The organism is Telluria sp. ZT3P39, from assembly GCF_059685935.1.
Genome location: NZ_JCASIH010000010.1, coordinates 137664 through 157282, shown reverse-complemented (window position 1 = coordinate 157282; position 19619 = coordinate 137664). Strand labels below are relative to the sequence as shown.

The following is a 19619-nucleotide window of genomic DNA, read 5'->3' as shown; positions in this document are numbered from 1 at the left end:
GAAAGAGAGGGCTAACACAGCCATGCATGCACCGCTTTTTTGACAGGGAAGCTAGCAGCAACCCGGCCCGCCTACAAGGAAAATATGTGGGGAAGGGTCAGGACCTGACCCCGAAGTCCCATATGGGCATTTCGTAGGGTGGGCGGGTTCTCCCGCCCGCGCGTTCAAATCACGGCACTACCGCCCGTGCGACTGTTCAAAGCCTGACTATCACCGCGCGGTCGGCAAAGCCGACCACCCTACCCACCACCCATAAACTGCGGTTATATAAGAACAATGTTGTGTTAATGGTACAGAGTCATTGGTTGCTCCACGGATAATTGATTAGTATTCAATTTTGCCTTCGGAGATGTCCGTGTTCAAACTGAAACTGTTACCGCATTCAGTCCTGCTCGCCCTGTATGGCGGCGTCGCCCTCGTCGCCGCACCTGCCGCCTTCGCGCAGACCGCCGAACCGGCTACCGCCCCCGCCGCCCAGGAAGCCTTCATCCCGAGCGTCAGCGTGGTCGGCTCGCGCCGCGTGGGTAACGCTTCGTCGATCGACACCGCTGTGCCGGTCGATTTCATCCCGATGACCAAGGCAACCGAGCAAGGCGGCCAGTTCGACCTGGCCCAGGTGCTGAACAACGTTTCCCCTTCGTTCAACTCGACCCGCCAGACCGGCGCCGACGGCGCCGACCTGGTCGATTCCGCCGCGCTGCGCGGCCTGGGATCGGACCAGACCCTGGTGCTGGTCAACGGCAAGCGCCGCCACACCACGGCGCTGGTCAACCTGTTCGGTGCGCGCAACCGCGGCAACACCGGCACCGACATGAACACCCTGCCCCTGATGGCCATCCGTAACGTGCAGGTGCTGCGCGACGGCGCCGCCGCGCAATACGGCTCGGATGCGATCGCCGGCGTGATCAATATCGAAATGAAGAAATCGCTGGGCTGCGAGTCGGTCCTGGGCTATGGCCAGTACAGCGAAGGCGACGGCAAGAATTATCTAGCCTCGGCCTATTGCGGCGTCGCCGCGGCCGGCGGCGTGCTGGGCATCACCGGTGAATACTACGACCGCGGACGCTCGAACCGCGCCGAAGAAGGCAACCCGCGCATCATCGGCGACACCAAGGCGCAAAATACATCCCTGTACGTGAACGGCGAATTCCCTGCCGGTCCAGGCAAGCTGTATCTCACGGCGGGCGTGCAGACGCGCGACGCCTCGTCGGCGGCATTTGCGCGCGGCGGCCTGGGTTCGGACGATATCCCGTCGCGCAATTCGGCCGCCATGTACCCGGACGGCTTCGTCCCCTTCATCAATGGCGACGTCGATGACCGCTCGGGCACGATCGGCTACCGCTGGCGCGCGGGCGAATGGAATGCCGACCTGTCGCAGACCTATGGCTACAACCGCCTGCTGTACAACATCGCGAACACGCTCAACGCGTCGCTCGCCAACATCGACCTGGCGCGTGGCGGCCGCGGCGTGAGCAGCAGCGCATTCGACGCAGGCGGTTTCTCGTTCCGCCAGGCCACCACCAACTTCGACGTCAGCCGCTTCTACGGCGGCGTCATGAACGGGATGAACCTGGCCTTCGGCCTCGAGCACCGCCGCGAGAACTACAAGATCTTTGCCGGCGAAACCGGCTCCTGGATCGATGCCGACGGCGTGGGCGAAGGCGGTAACGCCGGCAGCCAGGGCTTCCCGGGCTTCCAGCCGGGCGACGAAACCGACGCCGACCGCCACTCGAGCGCAGGCTACGTCGACATCGAAACCGACGTCACCGACCGCTTCAAGCTGCAGGCCGCGCTGCGCCACGAGCGCTATTCGGACTTCGGCTCGACCACCACCGGCAAGCTGGCCGGCGCCTACAGGATCAATCCAGCTGTGCTGCTGCGCGCTTCGGCCAGCACGGGCTTCCGCGCGCCGTCGCTGCAGCAGGTGTTCTTCTCGTCGACCTTCACCGAATTCATCAGCGGCCAGCCGCTGGACGTGGTGCTGGCGCCGACCGCCGGCCCGGTCGCCGGCGCCGCCGGCATCCCGCAACTGAAGGACGAGCAGTCCAGGAGCTACACGCTGGGCCTGACCTGGGCGCCGAACGCGGCCACCTCGCTGACGGCCGACCTGTACCGCATCAACATCGACGACCGCATCGCGCTGTCGGGAGGCTTCAACGCCGACAACTTCCCTGCCCTGGGCGCTACCTTGCAGCGCCTCGGCGTGGGCCAGGCGCAGTTCTTCGTGAACTCGGTCGACACCAAGACGCAAGGCCTGGACGTGACGGTGTCGAACCGTGCGGACCTGGGGGCCGGCAAGCTCACCACCTTCCTGGCCCTGAACTTCTCCAAGACCGAAGTGACCGGCGTGCACGCTCCGAGTGCGCTGAGCGGCTTCGAGGACGTGCTGCTGTCCGAGCGCGAGCGCCTGTTCATCGAAGAAGGCGCGCCGCGCCGCAAGGCCACGCTGGGCTTCGAGTACGCGCTCGGCCAGCTGGAAACCTCGCTGCGCATCGTGCACTTCGGCCCGCAGACCCTGGGCACCTTCTCGGGCCCGCCGGTGCCGAACCAGTACTACAAGCCGAAGACATCGAGCGACCTGTCGTTCACCTGGGCCTTCACCGATAGAACGAAGTTCACGGTTGGCGGCACCAACATCTTCAACGTCAAGCCGACGGTGCAGGATGCGAACGAGACCGACAACGGCTTCAAGTACGAGAGCGTGCAGTTCGGCCTGAACGGCGCGGCACTGTTCGCGCGCCTGTCGCACCGGTTCTGATCCGGCACCACCGATCGGCGGCATGAAGGGCTCCTCGCGGGGCCCTTTTCGTTTGGGCGACCAGGCTTGCAACCCCCCGTTTACCCTCGGCCCGCCTTATGGATGAGCTGTGTTCGCGAGTGCACAGAAATCAGGAGGCGCATGCGTATAATGTTTTCAATAATTGTCGTTGAATGCACGCAACGATCTCCATGAATATGCCCGCCACCGCGCGGCAGCGACAGGCCGTCCATGAATACTGCTGTACCTACCCGCATCTCCACCGGCATCACCGGTCTCGACGACATCCTCGGAGGCGGCCTGACGCCCCAGCGCGTCTACCTGGTCGAGGGTTCGCCCGGCGCCGGCAAGACCACGCTGGGCCTGCAGTTCCTGCTCGACGGCGTGGCCAAGGGAGAATCAGGCCTGTACATCACCCTGTCCGAGACGGCCGATGAGCTCAAGATGGTTGCCGCCAGCCACGGCTGGAGCATCGGCGCGCTGTCGCTGTTCGAACTGGCCGACGATTCCGAGCTCGATCTCGATGCGCAGCAGTCGGTGTTTCATCCGTCCGAAGTCGAGCTGGGCGAGACCACGCGCAAGGTCATGAAGCAGGTCGACCAGGTCAAGCCGGTGCGGGTGGTGTTCGACAGCCTGTCCGAAATGCGCCTGCTGGCGCAGAACCCGCTGCGCTACCGCCGCCAGATCCTGGCGCTCAAGCAGTTCTTCTCGGCGCGCGCCTGCACCGTGCTGCTGCTCGACGATAAAACCAGCCAGCCGGACCAGCACCTGCACAGCATCGCCCATGGCGTCATCAGCCTGGAGCAGATCGCCAAGGAATTCGGCACGGAACGCCGGCGCGTGAACATCATCAAGATGCGCGGCATCCGCTTCCGCGGCGGCTACCATGACTACACGCTCGATACCGGCGGCATCACGGTGTACCCGCGCCTGGTCGCCTCGGAACACATGCGCGATTTCGTGCCCGCCGTCTGCCCGAGCGGCACCGAGAGCTTCGACCGGCTGCTGGGCGGCGGGCTGGTGCGCGGCACCAATTCCCTGATCGTCGGTCCCTCGGGCATCGGCAAGACCACCATCTCGACCCGCTGCCTGCTGTCGGCGCTGGAACGCGGCGAGCGCGCCGCCTTCTATCTGTTCGACGAGGGCCTCGGGACCTTCTTCGCGCGCAGCCTCGCTCTCGGGATGGACCTGAAACCCTTCGTCGACAACGGCCAGCTGCACATCCATCACATCGATCCGGCCGAGCTGTCGCCGGGCCAGTTCGCCCAGATGCTGCGCGACGCCGTCGAACTCAAAGGCGTGAATTTCCTGGTGATCGACAGCCTGAATGCCTACCTGCAGGCGATGCCGGGCGAGCAGTACCTGATCCTGCAGATGCACGAGCTGCTGTCCTACCTGAACCAGCAGGGCGTGACCACGGTGCTGGTGCTGGGACAGCACGGCATCATCGGCGAGGTCAAGTCCGATGTCGACCTCAGCTACCTGAGCGACAGCACCGTGCTGCTGCGATTCTTCGAATCGAACGGGCGCCTGCGCCGCGCAATTACCGTCATCAAGAGCCGCGCGGCGGAGCATGCGCACACCATCCACGAGCTGCAGCTCACCCGCGACGGTATCCGCATCGGCGACCCGCTGGAGGGCTTCGAAGGCGTCCTGACCGGCCTGCCGAGCTATCGCGGCAACACACCGATGATGCCTCCCCTGCCGCATGCAGCAGGCTGATACGCAAGAGGAACGCATCCTGATCCTGGCGCCGCGCGGACGCGACGCCGAGGTCATGTGCTCGGTGCTGGCGCGCGACGGCGGCCTGTGCAAGGTCGTGCAGGATTTCGCCGAACTCTACGCTGGGCTCGAGCAGGGGGCGGGCACCGCGATCGTGGCCGAGGAAGCGCTGCACGGCATCGACCTGGCGCCCCTGTATGCCTGGCTGGGCCACCAGGCGCCATGGTCGGACTTTCCGTTCGTGATCCTGCTCGCGAAGGCCATGGGCCTGCCGCAGGAAAGCGCGCGCGCACGGGTCGAAGAGCTGGGCAACATCATCCTGCTCGAGCGTCCGCTCAACGCCCAGACCCTGCGCAGCGCCGCCAATTCCGCGCTGCGCGCGCGCCGCCGCCAGTACCAGGCGCGCGACCTGCTGGCCGACCGCGAGCGCACCGCGGCCAGCCTGCAGCAAAGCCAGCACGCCCTGCTCTCCCTGAACGAGAACCTCGAGTCGCGCATCGAGGAGCGCACCCGCGCGCTGGCCCAGGCCAACGACCGCCTGATGAACGAAGTGATCGAGCGCGAGCGCGTGCAGCAGGCGATGGTGCAGTTCCAGAAGATGGAAGCGATCGGCCGCCTCACCGGCGGCATCGCCCACGACTTCAACAACCTGCTCAACGTGGTCCAGGGCAGCATGGACCTGATCCTGCTGCTGTCGAAAGACGAAACCGCGAAGCAGCGCGCCGAGATCGCGCGGCGGGCCTGCCAGCGCGGCGGCAAGCTCACCAGCCAGCTGCTGGCCTTTGCCCGCAACCAGAACCTCGACCTGCGCCAGTCCGAAGTCGGCGCCCTGTTCGACGGCGTGCGCGAACTGGTGGCCACATCGGTGGGCTCGGCGGTCAAGCTGCATTTCGAGGTGACCCAGCCCTGCGCCAGCGTGCTGGCCGACGCCAACCAGATGGAGATGGCCCTGCTGAACCTGGCCATCAACGCACGCGATGCGATGGACGGCCACGGCGAACTGTTCTTCCACGCGGGCGACGCGCAGGCGCCGGACGGGCTGCTGCCGCCGGGCGACTATGTCCGCATCGCGGTCACCGACAGCGGCCAGGGCATGGCGCCGGACGTCATCGCCAAGGTGTTTGAGCCGTTCTTCACGACCAAGGCGGTCGGCAAGGGCACCGGCCTGGGCCTGTCCCAGGTGTACGGCATGGCGCGCCAGTCCGGCGGCGCGGCGCGCATCCTCAGCCAGCCTGGCGCCGGCACGACGGTCGAGATCTGGCTGCCGGCCGCGCATGGCCTGCACGAGCCCGAGCAGTCGCTGCCGTCCGCCCTGCCCGAAACCAGGCAGGGAGCGCGCATCCTGATCGTCGAGGACGACAATTTTGTGCGCGAATCGATGGTGTCCTCGCTCGAGGCCTTCGGCCACGTGGTGACCCAGGCCGCCGATGGCGAAGCCGGCCTGCGCGAGCTGCAGCGCGCCCGTCCCGACCTGATCATCACCGATTACCTGATGCCGGGGATCACCGGGGCGGAACTCATGCTGCGCGCGCGCGAGGTGTTCCCGGGAATACCGATGATCATCGCGACCGGCTATGCGGACATGCATGCGATCGACGAGGTGCTCGGCAACGACACCTTGCTGCGCAAGCCCTTCCAGCTCGCCGAGCTGGCGGTGAGCGTCGAACGGGCGCTCGAGCGCGCGGCCCAGGAAGCACTGCCGCGCTGAACGCCGCCGAAATCCAGTCTGTGCCACACTTCGCTTACCTAATTGACATGCATCGGGGAGCAGAATATGGGTATCGAACCGCACATCCAGGACCAGGACGACGACGCGCAGGACGAGCAGGCGCACCAGGCCAAGGCCTTGCCGGACGACGTCGACGGCCTGAAGGACAAGAAACCGGAAGACCTGACGCCGGAAGAGTTACGGCTGATGGCCGACACGATGCCCGGCGAAGGACCGGGCGACTGATATGTTCCTGTTCTTCTCGAACAAACTCGGTTGCCTCGGTTCCATCGTGGTGTCGGTCGTGTTGACGCTGCTGGTGCTGCTCTTGCTGGGCGTTTTCTAAAGCCTGCCCTTGAGCGTGCCCACGTGGGCCAGCACTTCTTCTTCGCGTCCGGCCGCCACGGCCTGCGCCGCGGATTGTCCGCCCAGCGCAGCCTGCGGCTCTTCCATCCAGGCGCTGGCCGCGTCATCGCTTCCGAGCATGCCGCGCACCGCGTGCATCACCGTGTAGTAGGCCTGCGCCTTGCGCGATTGCTGGCCAAAACGCTCGCGCAGCGCGGCGAAGGCATCCGGGTTGAGCTGTTTGTCGTCTGCCATGGCCTGCCTTTATTTGGTGACGGCCAGCAGCGAACGCTTGCCGCCCTTGAACGTGTACAGCGTGATGGTGCCGTCGCGGATGTCGCCGCGTGCATCGAACGAGATCAAGCCGGTCACGCCCTTGTACTGGATCTTCGCCAGCACCGGCAGGTAGGTCGCCGGCGCCGACGAACCGGCTTTCACCATGGCCTCGGCCATCGTCATCACCGAGTCGTAGGCATACGGGGCGTTGATCTGCACGTCGATGCCGAAGCGCTTCTTGTAATCGGCGCGGAACTTGTCCATGCCGGCCTTGGCCTCGCCCTGCACGCCGCCCGCTTCCGCGCAGACGACCTGACGGTCCGCCATGGTGCCGCCCGAGAGCTTGTGGGTCTCGTCCGAGCAGATGCCGTCGCCGCCCATCATGCGCACGTTCATGCCGAGCTGCTTCATCTGGCGCAGCATCGGGCCGGCCGTCGCGCTCATGCCGCCGAAGAAAACCAGGTCCGGTTTCATCGCGCGGATACGCGTGATGATGGCGCTGAATTCCAGTGCCTTGTCGTTGGTGAATTCGCGCGCCACCACGCTGCCGCCCTGCTTCTGCAGGCTGCGCGAGAACTCCGCCGCCAGGCCCTGGCCGTAGGCGGTGCGGTCGTCCACCACCGCGACGCGCCTGGCCTTCATGCTGCCCACGGCGTAGCGGCCCAGCGCCTGCCCCAGCTGCACGTCGTTGGCCACCACCCGGAAGGCGGTGTGGAAGCCTTGCTGCGTGTACTTCGGGCTGGTGCTCGAGGGCGATACCTGCGGGATGCCGGCCGCGTGGTAGATCTTCGAAGCGGGAATCGTGGTGCCGGAGGTCTCGTGACCGACCATGCCGTGGATCTTCGCATCGACCAGTTTCTGCGCCACGCTGGTGGCCTGCTTCGGGTCGCCCGCGTCGTCTTCGGCCAGCAGCTCGAAGCGCACTTTCTTCCCGCCGATGCGCGTGCCCCGGGCATTGAGCGCCTCGATCGCCATGCGCGCGCCATTTTCGGTGTCCTTGCCAAAATAGGCCACCGGGCCCGTCACCGCGGCCGCGTGGCCGATCCGGACCACTTCCTGGGCCGAGGCCGGGGTATTCACGGCAGCGGCGGCCGACAGCGCCGCCAACAGGACTGCTTGCTTCTTCATCGATTCCTCGTCAATTGATCCGTCAGGGCCGGCGACTCCGGCAGGCCCAAAGGAGCATTCTAACGCCGGCGCGCAAGGCCTGCCGACGACCCATGCGTGCCGGGAACTACGTGTGACAATTGGATAGAATTCAACAGCGAAACTCTTGTATTCTGCCCAGCTTGCATAAAGAGAGGGCCGGCACCGCCAGGATTCCTCCAAGCCCGCGGAGACCACCATTCCTACCCCATCCATGCCTCGCCTTGCCTTGCTTGCGGCAAGCGTTTCGCTGTCCCTCGTCCTTGTACCGGCCCAGGCCGGCCAGCCCTCGCCCCACCATCTGCCTTACCGCTGCGACAGCGGGGGCCGCCCCGCGGTATCGGCGCAGCCCTGCCCTGGCGGGAAAAAACCGGCCGGACCGGCGCGCCGGCTACAGGCCGGCGCGGAGGCCAAGGACGAATGCAGGCGCCTGAAGACCGCCATCCTCGAATCGGAAGCGGCCGAGCGCGGACCGCGGTCGCCGGTGATCGAATCGGTGCAGCAGGACTTGCTCATCCTGCGCAAGCGCTACGAAAAGCTGGGTTGCCAGGTTTAATCGGGTAGCATTGCAGTCGTTCGGGCAGGCCGGCGGTCCAATGAGGGCTTGCATCGATCCCCCCCTACGTCATCAACTGAACGACAAATTCTCGGGAGTGAACGTGACTACGCGAATGGCATCCTGCAGTTGCGGCCAGCTGTCGGCCCAGGTGAGCGGCGATCCGGTCCGCAATTCGATCTGCCACTGCCTGGCTTGCCAGCGCCGTACGGGCAGCCCTTTTGCGCAGCAGGCACGCTTCCCGCGCGAGCAGGTCACGACCAGCGGCATCTCGACCGAATACGTCCGCACCGGGGACGAAGGCACGCGCGCCCGCTTCCACTTCTGTCCGCAATGCGGCTCCACGGTCTGGTATGAACCCGAGGCCTTCGGCGGCTTCGTGGGCATTCCGGTCGGCGCCTTCGCCGATCCGGCCTTTCCCGCCCCGACGGTGTCGGTCTATGAAGCGCGCATGCATGCCTGGGTGGTGCCGCCGCCGGATGCCGAACACTTTCCATGAATTCCCCCAGTCAACAAGGAAACCCGATCATGTCCACGCATACCGTCGAACTGCACCGCGTCCTGAAATCCACGCCGGACCGCGTCTACCGCGCCTTCACCACCCGCGATGCGTTCGCAAAATGGCTGCCGCCGCATGGCTTCATCGGCACCGTGCACGAGATGGATAGCCGGGTCGGCGGGCGCTACCGGATGTCGTTCACGAATTTCACGACCGGGCATAGCCATGCATTCGGCGGCGAATACCTGGAACTCGAGCCGGGCCGGCGCCTGCGCTACACGGCCGTCTTCGAGGACCCGAACCTGCCCGGCCAGATGCGGACCACCGTCACCCTGCGAGCGGTGTTCTGCGGCGTCGAATTGAGAATCACGCAGGAAGGCATTCCCGCGATGATCCCGCCTGAGGCCTGCTATCTCGGCTGGCAGGAGTCGCTCGAGCTGCTGGCCAGGCTGGTCGAGGCCGAGATCAGGGACTAGGCACGAGCGTGTAGCCCCCAGGCGTGTCATTGAAAGGATATGCGCCATGAGCAACGTGAAATCGATCAAGGGGGTCGCACTCGCGTCGCTCCTGCTCTTCCTCGGCGCCTTTACCCTCACGCCGGAACCGATACAGCTGTCCAGGACGCTTCGGAATATCGAGGCCTACGCCCTGGTATCGGCACTGGCTTCTGCGCAGTGGCCTGACCAGGCCAGCATTCCCGCAGTGGAGGCGGCATTCGAGTTCGCTCCCATGATGGCCCCGCGACAGGGCCTCGTGGTCGACATCATTCGCGATCATTATCGCGACAAGTCCGCCCTCAATGGGCAGTTGCGCATGCCGTTCGGAGAGCTGGTCGACTTTCGCTATCACCCTGAACCGCAGACTGTAACGCTGGCGCGGCAGCGCAAGGACCACCAGGATTACGAGAAACTCTACGCCGGTTCGAACAAGATTCGCTATGCGGCCTACAGCATCGCCTCACTGGCGTTTCCAGGCGAGAGGCACGAAGTGCTGCTGGCCGATGGCGCAGTATCCTGGACCGGCGTGCAAAATGAGATCAGGAGCGGCTGGACAGTCGTAGGCGAAGAGCCGTCGGTCTTCATCGACATGATCGAGGTCAGGGAAAAGGCCGTCAAGGACGCCATTCCCTGGGCCGGATTCCAGAAAGACGCCGGCAAGTCCTATTATGAAACCCTGAAATCCTACCGGTCCCAGGAACTCACCTTGCCGGTGGTGGGAGCGAAGATACCCTGGTCGTCTGCCGGGCTTGCCTTCACCATCACGGCCCTGTACCTGTCGGTCCTGTTCATGCACGCCATGCTCAGGCTGCGCGACGCCGGTATCGAGCGGGACGAACCATGGCTGCTGGTCGAGCCCTGCCGGCCACGCGGGAAACTGGAGCGGGTGCTGGTGAAATCGATGACAGTCATGGGCGGCCTGGTGCTGGCCCTCTTCATGTCCCTGCCGATCGCCACCATCGTCCTGGTGCGGACGACGGTGCCCAACTGGGCTTTCGTGATCGTGCTGGCGATCACGAGCCTGTTGACCCTGCTCGCGCTGAAGGAATTAACCGGTATCGCCAGGCGCGGCGAGTTCACGCATCGCGAGGCCGAAAACAGCTAGGCGCTCTTGAACGCCACGGTCGCCGACAGCCCGCCCAGGCGTTGCGACTGCCCCAGCACCAGGCTGGCGCCATGCCGCTCGGCGATGGCCTTGATGATCGCCAGTCCCAGGCCGCTGCCGGCGGCCTCGCTGCCGGCCACGCGGTAGAAGCGGTCGAACACGCGTTCGCGTTCGTCCGGCGGGATGCCGGGGCCGCTGTCCTCGACCGTCACCACGACCTTGCCGGCGTCCTTGCGCACCGAGATGTCGGCCGTGCCGCCGCCGGGTGTGTACTTGATCGCGTTGTCGACCAGGTTGCGCAGCAGGATCTGCAGCGCGTCCGGCTGCCCTTCCACGCTGGCCGGATCGGCCTGCTGCACCCCGACGTCGACACCCTTGGCCGCGGCCACGCCGGCCAGGTCGGCCACGGTGCGGCGCGCGAGATCGGCCAGGTCGACCTGGCGGCATACCGCGCCGGTGGCGGCGGTGGCTTCCTGGCGCGCCAGCACCAGCAACTGCTCGACCAGGCGGGTGGCGCGGTCGATGCCGGCGGTCAGGCGCGACACGGCGACCTTGCGCGCCTCGGGCGACTCGGCGCGGTCCAGGCTTTGCGCCTGCAGCCGCAAGGCTGCCAGCGGCGTGCGCAGTTCGTGGGCGGCGTCGGCCACGAAATTCTGCTGGGCGTCGAAGGCGGTCTGCACGCGCCCGAACAGCAAATTCAGTTCCTGCACCAGGGGGCGCACTTCGTCCGGCAGGCCGGCCTCGGACACCGGCGACAGATCGTCGGCCTGGCGCGAGGCCACCTGCTTGCGCACGCGCGCGACCGGGTCGAGCGAGCCGCTCACCACCCACCACACGACCAGCATCAGGATCGGCATCATCACCGCGATCGGCCCGAGCGTGCGCAAGGCCAGGTTGCCGGCCATGTTGCGGCGCACGGCCAGGTCTTGCGCCACCTGCACGGTCTGGTTTTCGGTCTGGATCGAGAACACCCGGTAGACGGTGTTGTTGGCCTTGACGTTGGAGAAGCCCAGCACCGCGCGCTGCGGCAGCTGGGCGCGCGAAACGCTGTGGAACATCTGCACGCCGTCGGGAGACCACATCTGCACCACCATGTCGTTGCTGCCGCCTTCGGCCTGCACGCGCGCCTGGGCCTCGGTGTTCGACAGGGGCGTACCCGAGCGCAGCGAGAGCGCCATCTGCTGCATGTGGTAGTCGAAGATCTGGTCGGCGTCGTGCAGCGCGGTGCGGTAGGCGATCGAGGCCTGCGCCAGCGCGGCGATGGTGATCGCCGCCAGCAGGTACCACAGCAGGCGCCCACGCAGCGAGTGGGTCACCCGTTTCGGGGTGAACCTCATGCCTTGGGCACCATGTAGCCGACGCCGCGCACGTTCTGGATCACGTCGCTGCCCAGCTTCTTGCGCAGGCCGTGGATATACACTTCCACCGCATTGCTCGAGACTTCGTCGCGCCAGCTGTACAGCTTTTCCTCCAGCTGGGCGCGCGAGAGCACGGCGCCGGGCCGGGCCACGAGCGACTCGAGCACGGCCCATTCGCGCGCCGACAGCGAGACCGGGACGCCGTCCACCAGCACTTCGCGGGTGGCGGGATTGACCGTGAGGTTCTTGTATTCGAAGATGGGTTCGGCGCGCCCGGCGGCGCGGCGCAGCAGCGCGCGGATGCGGGCCAGCATCTCATCGAGGTCGTAGGGCTTGAGGACGTAGTCGTCCGCGCCGGCGTCGAGCCCGGCGATGCGCTGGGCCACCGAGTCGCGCGCGGTGGCGACCAGTACCGGCGTGCGGTCCTTGCGGGCGCGCATGGTGCGCAGCACTTCGAGGCCGTCCTTGCGCGGCAAGCCCAAATCGAGCAGCACCAGGTCATAGTTCTGGTTCTGCAGGAGGGCCGTGTCGGCCATTTCGCCGTCCTTGACCCAGTCGACGGCGTAGTGCTCGGCCCTTAACAGGTCGAGCACTACTTCGCCGATCATCGTATCGTCTTCCACCAGCAATAGCCGCATGAATTCCCCGTTCTTGAAACACCTGCGGGCAAAGGACGCTACGCTTCCTTAACCAATCCGCACAGGAATAAAGATTCTGTCACTCCCGCGCTGGATCAGCAAGGCCACTGACTTGGAAGCCTTCGCCACCACGTCGCGGACCTGGTCGAGCGAATTGACTGCCCGGCCGTTAACCGAAATAAGGACATCGCCCGGCTCGACGCCGGCAATCGCCGCCGCGCCCGAGCTTTCCTCGATCACGAGGCCGGACGCGATACCGCTCTGGCGGCGCTCGATCGGCTCCAGCGGACGCAGGGCCAGGCCCAGTCGTGCGCTGTTGTCGGGCGCTGCCGCCAATTCTTCCTGCCCCCGCCTGGACTTTTCGGCCGCATCGCCCAGAGTCGCATCGACCCGTACCAGTTTGCCGTCGCGCCAGACGTCCAGCGCCACGCGCTCGCCCGGACGCGCCAGCGCGATGATGCTCGGCAGGTCGCCCGAGGACACGATCGCCGTGCCGTTCACGCGGCGGATCACGTCGCCCGATTTCAGGCCGGCGCGCTCCGCCGGCCCGCCGCGCTCGACGCTGGAGACCAGCGCGCCTTCGGGCGACTCGAGGCGGAAGGAATCGGCAAAGGCCTGGCCGACTTCCTGCACGCTCACGCCCAGCTTGGCATGCTGCACCTTGCCGGTGGCGACGATCTGGTCCTTGATCTTGACCGCGACGTCGATCGGAATCGCGAACGACAGGCCCTGGTAGCCGCCGGTCTGGCTGTAGATTTGCGAGTTGATGCCCACCACTTCGCCGCGTGTGTTGAACAGCGGGCCGCCCGAGTTGCCGGGGTTGACCGCGACGTCGGTCTGGATGAAGGGCACCACGCCGTCCTGCAGCGAGCGGCCGGTGGCGCTCACCACGCCGGCGGTGACGGTGCTTTCCAGGCCATAGGGCGAGCCGATGGCCAGCACCCATTCGCCGGCGCGCAGCGAACGCGATTTGCCGACCGGGGTCACCGGCAGGTTCTTCGCATCGATCTTCAATACGGCCACATCGGTGCGCGGGTCGGTGCCCAGGACCTTGGCGCGGAATTCGCGGCGGTCCTGCAGCTTGACGGTGACTTCGTCGGCGCCTTGCACCACGTGGGCGTTGGTCAGGATGACGCCGTCCGGGCTTACGATGAAGCCCGATCCGGCGCCGAAAACGGGAGCCGGCGCTTCACGACCGCCGCCATAGCGGGGGTCCTGGAACTGCCGGAAAAATTCGTAGAGCGGATGGTTCGGGTCGAGGCGCGGCACGTTGCCGCGGTTCGCGGTCTTGATGCCGCCCATGACCCGGATGTTCACCACCGCCTTGCCGTGGTCGGCGGCGATGCGGGTGAAATCAGGAAGGGTGATCGTGGCCGCCGGGGCGCCCGCTGCAAGGGCGGGCGCAGGAGCGACGGCCTGCACCGGCGCAGCGATGGCGGCCGGCGCGGTTTCGGCCGCAACGTTGTTGTGGTTGACTGCAAGCGCACCGACCGCTCCGCCGACGACGCCCGCGGCACACAAGGCCAGCGTGAGGCGTTTGGCAGTGATGGCTGTGACGGCACCTTCGTTACGCATGTATGTGCTCCTGATGAAAAATGGTTGACCGATGATGGTGTCTATCGATGGGTGTATCTTCCCAAAGCTGGCTTAGACCATGCTTAAGCTGGCCTTAGGTGAGTCTTAACGTAGGGCGGGCGGGTCTCCCGCCCACGCGTTCAAATTACGGTGATGAACACGCTCCGTGGCTTATCCACGTTCGTTGAACGCGCGGTCGGCAAAGCCGACCACCCTACGAATCCCACTCGTCAAAAAGGGCGCCCCGTGGGACGCCCTCTTTCACACTACTGCCCTGCCTTATGCGGCGTCGCGCTGTTCCAGCTGCTGGACGTTACCGGTATTGCCGTTTGCGTCGCCAATGTTGATCTTGCGCGGCTTGAACGCTTCCGGCACTTCGCGCACCAGTTCGATGGTGAGCATGCCGTTGTCGAAGGACGCGCTGGTGACCTTCACGTGGTTCGCCAGCTGGAAGCGCTGCTCGAAATCGCGGGCGGCGATGCCACGGTGCAGGAAGGTGCGCTGGGTCTCGTCCTTCTGCTTGCGGCCGGTGACGTGCAGCGTGTCGCGCTCGGTCACGATTTCCACTTCGTCGCGGGTGAAGCCGGCCAGGGCCATCACGATGCGGTATTGGTCTTCGCTCACCAGTTCGATGTTGTACGGCGGGTAGCTTGGCTCGCCGCGCTGCTCGAGCAGGTTGGCCAGGCGATCGAAACCGATGGCGGAACGGTAGAGGGGAGTCAGGTCGAAAGTACGCATGGTAAGTATCCTTGTCAAGTTAAGCGATAAGTTGCCGGACCTCATCGTGAGCATCCGGTGACTCCAATCTAGTGCCATGCCAAGCCACTTTCAAGGCATAGGAAATATGGATTTTTAAGCTATTTTGCAAATTTTATTTGCATTGCGCGCCGCAGACTTAATCGTGCAGGCGGGCATCGCTGCAGACCATCTTCTGCAGCGATGCCTGGCTCAATGCCGGGCTGAAATAAAAGCCCTGCATCTGGTCGCAGTCGTGCTCGCGCAGGAAGGTGAGCTGCTCGCGCGTCTCGACGCCTTCGGCGATCACTTTCATCTTGAGGTTGTGCCCGAGCGCGATGATGGCGCGGGTGATGACGGCATGCCCGTCGTGGGTGACGTTGCCGAGGAAGGAGCGGTCGATCTTGATGAAGTCGACCGGGAATTTCTGCAGGTAGCTCAGGCTCGAGTAGCCGGTGCCGAAGTCGTCGATCGACAGGCGCACGCCGAGCGCCTTGAGCTGCGCCAGCGCTTCCGTGGCGTCGTTCGGCTGGTCCATCAGCTGGCTTTCGGTGACTTCGAGCTCGAGGCTGCCCGGCTGCACGCCATGGCGGGCCAAGGTGTTTGCCAGCCGTTCGGCAAAATCGCGCTGGCGCAGCTGGCGCGCCGACAAATTGACCGAGATGACGAAGTCGTCGATGCCGAGCGCGCCCAGGGTCTTGAGCGCGCCGCAGGCTTCGTTGATCACCCAGTCGCCCAGCGGCACGATCAGGCCGGTTTCCTCGGCCACCGGAATGAAGCGGTCGGGCAGGATGACGCCCTCGGTCGGGTGTTGCCAGCGCACCAGCGCTTCGGCTCCCACCACCTTGCCCGTCTTGATATCCACCTTGGGCTGGTAGCCCAGCACCAGCTCGTGTTCGCGGATCGCCCGCCCGAGGCTGGCTTCGAGCAGCAGGTGTTCGTGCACGATCTGGTTCAGGCGCGCGGAATAGAACTGGAAGTTGTTCTTGCCGAGGGTTTTCGCATGGTACATCGCGGCGTCCGCGGCGCGCATGACCTTGTCGGCCGTGTCCCCGTCTTCGGGGAACACGCTCACGCCGATGCTGGCGCCGGGGATGATCTCCTGGCCGTCCCAGGCGATCGGCGCGCTCACGCTGCGGCGCACGCGCTCGACCAGGTCGGCGATGCGGTCGTGGCTGGGCTGGTTGGCGATGACCAGCACGAATTCGTCGCCACCGACGCGCGCGACCGTGTCGTCCTCGCGCATGCTCTCGCGCAGGCGCCCGGCCACTTCGCGCAGCACCAGGTCACCCGCGTCGTGGCCGAAGTTGTCGTTGATATGCTTGAAGTTGTCGAGGTCGAGGTAGGCCAGCGCGCCGAGCGTGCCGTTGGCGACCGCGAACTCCACCGCGGCCTTGAGGCGCTCCTGCAGCAGCGTGCGGTTGGCCAGGCCGGTGAGCGGATCGTGGTGGGCCAGGTAGTGCAGGCGCCGCTCGTAATGGCGCGCCTCGGTGATGTCGTTGATCACCGCGACGAAGTGCGTGACCTCGCCGTCGACATTGGCCACCGGGTCGATGCGCAGGTCGTTCCAGAAGATCTGGCCGTTCTTGCGCCGGTTGCGCAGCACCGAGCGCACGCTTTCTTTGCGCTTGAGCGCCTCGGCGATACGCTGGTGTTCGTGCACGTCGCAGTTCTCGATGCGCATGAAGCGCGGATCGCGGCCCTTGATCTCGGCCATCTCGTAGCCGGTGAGCGCCTCGAAGGCCGGGTTGACGTATTCGATGCGGTGCTCGCCGTTTTCGCAATGGGTGATGACGATGGCGTTGATGCTCGAATAGATGGCGCGTTCGCGCACCCGCAGGCCGTGCTCGGCCTGCTTGCGCGCGGAGATGTCGAGTCCGGTGCCGACGATGCAGGGCAGGCTGCCCAGGCTGGTGCGCGCGCAATGGAACAGGAAGGTGGTGCGCTTGCCTTGCCGGCCGATCAGCTCGGCTTCGTGGGAGGAGCCGCCGGCCTCGAAGGCGCCGAAGATCTTCTCGACGATCAGGGGACGGTCGCGCTCGTCGAAGAACTGCTGGATATCGCAGGTGGGCATGTCTTCGCTGGCCATCTCGAGCGCTTCCTCGAGCTGGTGGTTCCACAGCAGCAGGTGGCCGCTCTGGTCGATGACGTAGAACACGCAAGGCAGGTCCTCGATCAGGTCGGCGACCGGGAGGTCCTGGATCAGCGCGTAGCGCGGCTTGGCCTGGCCGGCCCGGGGAATCACGATGACGCTGTAGGTGCCCGGCTGCCCGGGGTCGAAGGACTGCTCGGCCACCAGCACCCGCACCGCCAGCCGGCGGCCATCGGCGCATTTGAGCGTGCCTTCGGTCTCGCCGTCGGCCCGCTCGGCGATCGAGGGCGCCGGCCCGGGTGGGTCGTCGAATTCGATGATGGTGTCGAGCGTGCCGCCGTTGATGTCGGCGACGCTGTAGCCGGCGAGCTTCTCGCAGGCCTTGTTCCAGCTCGCCAGCTTGCCTGCCGCATCGACCACGAATACTGCCAAGGGCATGGGTGAGAGGTTCACGGTTCCGCCTGTATCGCCGCGCCGGCGCTTCCGCCATGGAACCGTCGGACGGCAGCACCATCATACCGCAGCCTGTCAATACGGGCACGGGAGCCGTCCCTGCCGTGCGTGGGGTAGATTTACACTACGGCATTAGAATGGCGGCATGGGCGGCAAGCTGCGGCCCCAGGCAAGCAAGGATGCATGATGGCGGCGGTAATCGATCCGGGAGAAGTGCAGTTCAGCGCCATCCGGGCCCAGGGGCCGGGCGGCCAGAACGTCAACAAGGTGTCGTGCGCGGTGCACGCGCGCTTCGATGTCGCGGCCTCGTCGCTGCCCGACTACGTCAAGGCGCGCCTGCTGGAGATGCGCGACAGCCGCATCACGCGCGAAGGCGTGGTGGTGCTCAAGGCACAGGCCTCGCGCAGCCTCGAGCAGAACAAGGAAGACGCCCTGCAGCGGCTGCAGGCGCTGGTGGACCAGGCCGCCGAGGTACAGGTGGTGCGCCGCCCTACCCGGCCGACGCGCGGCTCGCAGCGGCGCCGGCTCGACGGCAAGACGCGCAGCGGGCTGGTGAAGGCCTTGCGCGGCAAGGTCACGGAATAGACGGCCCGGCTTTCGCCACCATCGCGGCAACGTTCTGCAGTTCCCGCACCACGCCGATCACGGTCGGCTCGAAGCGCTCGAACATGTAGCGGGTCGCCGCCTCGGGCGAGAGGCCTTCGGGGGTCTCGTGCACCAGGCGTTTCATGGCCAGCTCGCGCACATGGTAGGCAAACAGCAGCTCGGTATAGTCCATTGCAGGCTCATCAGGTCAATGCAGAAAGTGCAACAATAGCATGGGCAGCTACTGGCGCGCATGGCCTCGGCGGTCCACAATATGCCCACTCCAGCCCATCCATATTTCACTCTCATGGACACCTTCGACCTCTCTCCTTCGATGCTGGCCGCGCTCGACAATCCGGTCTGGTCGGCGCTCGGCAGCGGACACCGTTCGCTGGCACTGGGCGCCGGGCCGGCGCGGCGCTATCCGCGCGAATACGGACCCTTCGCCGCGCTGGAACACGCCGGCCCGGCCGCCTGGGCGGCATTGGGCGAGCTGCTCGCGCCGATTGAGACGGCGATGCTGGTGACCGCCGCCAGGGTCGATGCGCCGCCCGGATTCACCGTCACGCCGCTCGACCCGGTCTGGCAGATGGTGGCCACGCGCGACCCCGGCCCGGCCGCGACCCGCTTCGAGGTGCTGGGCGAGGCGGATGCGGCGGAGATGCTGGCCCTGGCCACGCTCACCAATCCCGGGCCGTTCTCGACCCGCACCCACCAGCTGGGGGAATTCCTGGGCGTGCGCGAGGGCGGCATGCTGGCCGCCATGACCGGCGAGCGCATGCGCCTCGACGGCTTGCTGGAAGTGAGCGCTGTCTGCGTGCATCCGGCGCATCGCGGCAAGGCCCATGCGCGCGGCCTGATGGTCGACAAGATGCGTCGCATCATCGACCGCGGCAGCATCCCTTTCCTGCACGTTTACCCGAGCAACCGCAGCGCGGTGGCATTGTACGAATCGCTGGGCTTCGCGGTGCGGCGCCGGCTGCACCTGGCACGGGTGGCGCGGGCCGGCTGAAACACCTGGCTCGCGCTGTAGGCCAGCGGGGTTGCCGGCTCCGGGCATCAGGTCCGCAGCAGCTTGATGAGCTGGTCCATCCGGTAGGGCTTGGCGATGAACAGCTGCGTCAAAGGCTGACCCTTGACCATGTTGGGCGCCATATATCCCGAAGCCAGTACGATCTTGACTTGTGGATAGCGCCTGCCGATCTGGTCCGCCAGTTCGAGGCCGTTCATGCCGGGCATCATGACGTCCGACACGACTGCGTCGATGTCGGGATGCATGGCGAGCAGCTCGAGCGCCTGGGCCGCGGAATAGGCAACGAGCGCGTCGAACCCGTGCGCCGACAACAATACTTCCGCCAGGTCCGCGACGTCGGCCTCGTCGTCGACGACCAATACCTTGCGAATGGTTCCGGCTTTCTTCGCTTCATTTTGTTCAAACGATTGCACGCCCCAGGCTGAATTGGGCGGGCGCCCTGTGGCGCTCAACTTGCGACTGTTCAGTGATCCGAACACGCGACCTCCACTGATGTCATGGTTGTTCGCACACGGCGTGCGAACAGATGGCTCCAGTA

19 protein-coding genes are annotated in these 19619 nt (G+C 65.8%); 10 read left to right on the top strand and 9 right to left on the bottom strand.

What is annotated here, in order from left to right:
- The first annotated feature begins 355 nt into the window (after window positions 1-355).
- The 4 genes from AC56LR_RS12465 to AC56LR_RS12450 all read left to right on the top strand — a co-directional run bounded on the left by AC56LR_RS12465 (window position 356) and on the right by AC56LR_RS12450 (window position 6434).
- A complete protein-coding gene (locus AC56LR_RS12465) occupies window positions 356-2758 on the top strand; it encodes a TonB-dependent receptor plug domain-containing protein (protein WP_497130714.1) in 2403 nt (800 codons plus the stop codon).
- A gap of 231 nt (window positions 2759-2989) precedes the next feature.
- Window positions 2990-4480: an ATPase domain-containing protein gene (locus tag AC56LR_RS12460; protein ID WP_497130712.1), complete on the top strand. Its 1491-nt coding sequence runs from the start codon at window positions 2990-2992 to the stop codon at window positions 4478-4480.
- Complete coding sequence (locus tag AC56LR_RS12455) at window positions 4467-6188, top strand: response regulator (RefSeq protein ID WP_497130710.1); 1722 nt, start codon at window positions 4467-4469, stop codon at window positions 6186-6188. Before AC56LR_RS12460 ends, AC56LR_RS12455 begins: the two co-directional genes overlap by 14 nt.
- A 66-nt stretch (window positions 6189-6254) precedes the next feature.
- Window positions 6255-6434, top strand: coding sequence for a hypothetical protein (locus tag AC56LR_RS12450; protein ID WP_497130709.1), 180 nt, complete (start codon window positions 6255-6257; stop codon window positions 6432-6434).
- A 96-nt stretch (window positions 6435-6530) separates the two neighbouring features.
- Here the strand turns inward: AC56LR_RS12450 and AC56LR_RS12445 are convergent, their stop codons facing one another.
- Together AC56LR_RS12445 and AC56LR_RS12440 are read right to left on the bottom strand one after the other, a co-directional pair.
- Entirely contained in the window at window positions 6531-6788 is a 258-nt protein-coding gene (locus AC56LR_RS12445; RefSeq protein ID WP_497130707.1) for an antitoxin Xre/MbcA/ParS toxin-binding domain-containing protein, read from the bottom strand.
- Window positions 6789-6797: 9 nt separating this feature from the next.
- Entirely contained in the window at window positions 6798-7937 is a 1140-nt protein-coding gene (locus AC56LR_RS12440; RefSeq protein ID WP_497130705.1) for a branched-chain amino acid ABC transporter substrate-binding protein, read from the bottom strand.
- A 232-nt stretch (window positions 7938-8169) separates the two neighbouring features.
- Here AC56LR_RS12440 and AC56LR_RS12435 point away from each other — a divergent pair, with 232 nt between their 5' ends.
- The 4 genes from AC56LR_RS12435 (at window position 8170) to AC56LR_RS12420 (ending at window position 10612) form a co-directional block, all read left to right on the top strand.
- Complete coding sequence (locus AC56LR_RS12435) at window positions 8170-8511, top strand: hypothetical protein (protein WP_497130703.1); 342 nt, start codon at window positions 8170-8172, stop codon at window positions 8509-8511.
- A 103-nt stretch (window positions 8512-8614) separates the two neighbouring features.
- On the top strand, window positions 8615-9010 hold the full coding sequence (locus AC56LR_RS12430; protein ID WP_497130701.1) for a GFA family protein: 396 nt from the start codon (window positions 8615-8617) through the stop codon (window positions 9008-9010).
- A gap of 29 nt (window positions 9011-9039) precedes the next feature.
- The gene (locus tag AC56LR_RS12425) at window positions 9040-9486 is read left to right on the top strand and encodes an SRPBCC family protein (RefSeq protein ID WP_497130700.1); all 447 of its coding nucleotides are present in this window, start codon (window positions 9040-9042) and stop codon (window positions 9484-9486) included.
- A gap of 46 nt (window positions 9487-9532) precedes the next feature.
- On the top strand, window positions 9533-10612 hold the full coding sequence (locus AC56LR_RS12420; RefSeq protein ID WP_497130698.1) for a hypothetical protein: 1080 nt from the start codon (window positions 9533-9535) through the stop codon (window positions 10610-10612).
- On the opposite strand, the gene AC56LR_RS12415 is transcribed toward AC56LR_RS12420, so the two are convergent.
- From AC56LR_RS12415 to AC56LR_RS12395, 5 genes are all read right to left on the bottom strand, one after another.
- Complete coding sequence (locus AC56LR_RS12415) at window positions 10609-11949, bottom strand: ATP-binding protein (protein ID WP_497130696.1); 1341 nt, start codon at window positions 11947-11949, stop codon at window positions 10609-10611. The genes AC56LR_RS12420 and AC56LR_RS12415 overlap by 4 nt on opposite strands.
- Window positions 11946-12608: a response regulator gene (locus AC56LR_RS12410; protein WP_171082151.1), complete on the bottom strand. Its 663-nt coding sequence runs from the start codon at window positions 12606-12608 to the stop codon at window positions 11946-11948. The genes AC56LR_RS12415 and AC56LR_RS12410 overlap by 4 nt, the downstream gene beginning before the upstream one ends.
- Before the next feature lie 48 nt (window positions 12609-12656).
- Window positions 12657-14183 carry a Do family serine endopeptidase gene (locus tag AC56LR_RS12405; RefSeq protein ID WP_497130694.1) on the bottom strand — a complete coding sequence of 509 codons (1527 nt, stop codon included), beginning with the start codon at window positions 14181-14183 and terminating at the stop codon, window positions 12657-12659.
- Window positions 14184-14462: 279 nt separating this feature from the next.
- Entirely contained in the window at window positions 14463-14921 is a 459-nt protein-coding gene (locus AC56LR_RS12400) for an Hsp20 family protein (RefSeq protein WP_497130692.1), read from the bottom strand.
- Window positions 14922-15078: 157 nt separating this feature from the next.
- Window positions 15079-17463, bottom strand: a complete 2385-nt coding sequence (locus AC56LR_RS12395; RefSeq protein WP_497130690.1) for a sensor domain-containing protein — start codon at window positions 17461-17463, stop codon at window positions 15079-15081.
- A gap of 186 nt (window positions 17464-17649) precedes the next feature.
- Here AC56LR_RS12395 and arfB point away from each other — a divergent pair, with 186 nt between their 5' ends.
- Window positions 17650-18048, top strand: coding sequence for an alternative ribosome rescue aminoacyl-tRNA hydrolase ArfB (gene arfB, locus AC56LR_RS12390; RefSeq protein WP_497130725.1), 399 nt, complete (start codon window positions 17650-17652; stop codon window positions 18046-18048).
- Here arfB and AC56LR_RS12385 read toward each other — a convergent pair.
- Window positions 18038-18241 carry a hypothetical protein gene (locus AC56LR_RS12385; protein WP_497130688.1) on the bottom strand — a complete coding sequence of 68 codons (204 nt, stop codon included), beginning with the start codon at window positions 18239-18241 and terminating at the stop codon, window positions 18038-18040. The genes arfB and AC56LR_RS12385 overlap by 11 nt on opposite strands.
- A gap of 114 nt (window positions 18242-18355) precedes the next feature.
- Here AC56LR_RS12385 and AC56LR_RS12380 point away from each other — a divergent pair, with 114 nt between their 5' ends.
- The gene (locus tag AC56LR_RS12380; RefSeq protein WP_497130686.1) at window positions 18356-19060 is read left to right on the top strand and encodes a GNAT family N-acetyltransferase; all 705 of its coding nucleotides are present in this window, start codon (window positions 18356-18358) and stop codon (window positions 19058-19060) included.
- A gap of 47 nt (window positions 19061-19107) precedes the next feature.
- Here AC56LR_RS12380 and AC56LR_RS12375 read toward each other — a convergent pair whose 3' ends face one another.
- A complete protein-coding gene (locus tag AC56LR_RS12375) occupies window positions 19108-19560 on the bottom strand; it encodes a response regulator (protein WP_497130685.1) in 453 nt (150 codons plus the stop codon).
- Between the last annotated feature and the right edge of the window lie 59 nt (window positions 19561-19619).

Bases quoted from the DNA above. Each gene is read 5' to 3' on its own strand.
- AC56LR_RS12405 (WP_497130694.1), bottom strand. From the start codon at position 14,183: ATGCGTAACGAAGGTGCCGTCACAGCCATCACTGCCAAACGCCTCACG.
- AC56LR_RS12420 (WP_497130698.1), top strand. From the start codon at position 9,533: ATGAGCAACGTGAAATCGATCAAGGGGGTCGCACTCGCGTCGCTCCTG.
- AC56LR_RS12380 (WP_497130686.1), top strand. From the start codon at position 18,356: ATGGACACCTTCGACCTCTCTCCTTCGATGCTGGCCGCGCTCGACAAT.
- AC56LR_RS12455 (WP_497130710.1), top strand. From the start codon at position 4,467: ATGCAGCAGGCTGATACGCAAGAGGAACGCATCCTGATCCTGGCGCCG.
- AC56LR_RS12440 (WP_497130705.1), bottom strand. From the start codon at position 7,937: ATGAAGAAGCAAGCAGTCCTGTTGGCGGCGCTGTCGGCCGCCGCTGCC.
- AC56LR_RS12415 (WP_497130696.1), bottom strand. From the start codon at position 11,949: ATGAGGTTCACCCCGAAACGGGTGACCCACTCGCTGCGTGGGCGCCTG.
- AC56LR_RS12425 (WP_497130700.1), top strand. From the start codon at position 9,040: ATGTCCACGCATACCGTCGAACTGCACCGCGTCCTGAAATCCACGCCG.
- AC56LR_RS12445 (WP_497130707.1), bottom strand. From the start codon at position 6,788: ATGGCAGACGACAAACAGCTCAACCCGGATGCCTTCGCCGCGCTGCGC.
- AC56LR_RS12450 (WP_497130709.1), top strand. From the start codon at position 6,255: ATGGGTATCGAACCGCACATCCAGGACCAGGACGACGACGCGCAGGAC.
- AC56LR_RS12410 (WP_171082151.1), bottom strand. From the start codon at position 12,608: ATGCGGCTATTGCTGGTGGAAGACGATACGATGATCGGCGAAGTAGTG.
- arfB (WP_497130725.1), top strand. From the start codon at position 17,650: ATGGCGGCGGTAATCGATCCGGGAGAAGTGCAGTTCAGCGCCATCCGG.
- AC56LR_RS12400 (WP_497130692.1), bottom strand. From the start codon at position 14,921: ATGCGTACTTTCGACCTGACTCCCCTCTACCGTTCCGCCATCGGTTTC.
- AC56LR_RS12435 (WP_497130703.1), top strand. From the start codon at position 8,170: ATGCCTCGCCTTGCCTTGCTTGCGGCAAGCGTTTCGCTGTCCCTCGTC.
- AC56LR_RS12460 (WP_497130712.1), top strand. From the start codon at position 2,990: ATGAATACTGCTGTACCTACCCGCATCTCCACCGGCATCACCGGTCTC.
- AC56LR_RS12385 (WP_497130688.1), bottom strand. From the start codon at position 18,241: ATGGACTATACCGAGCTGCTGTTTGCCTACCATGTGCGCGAGCTGGCC.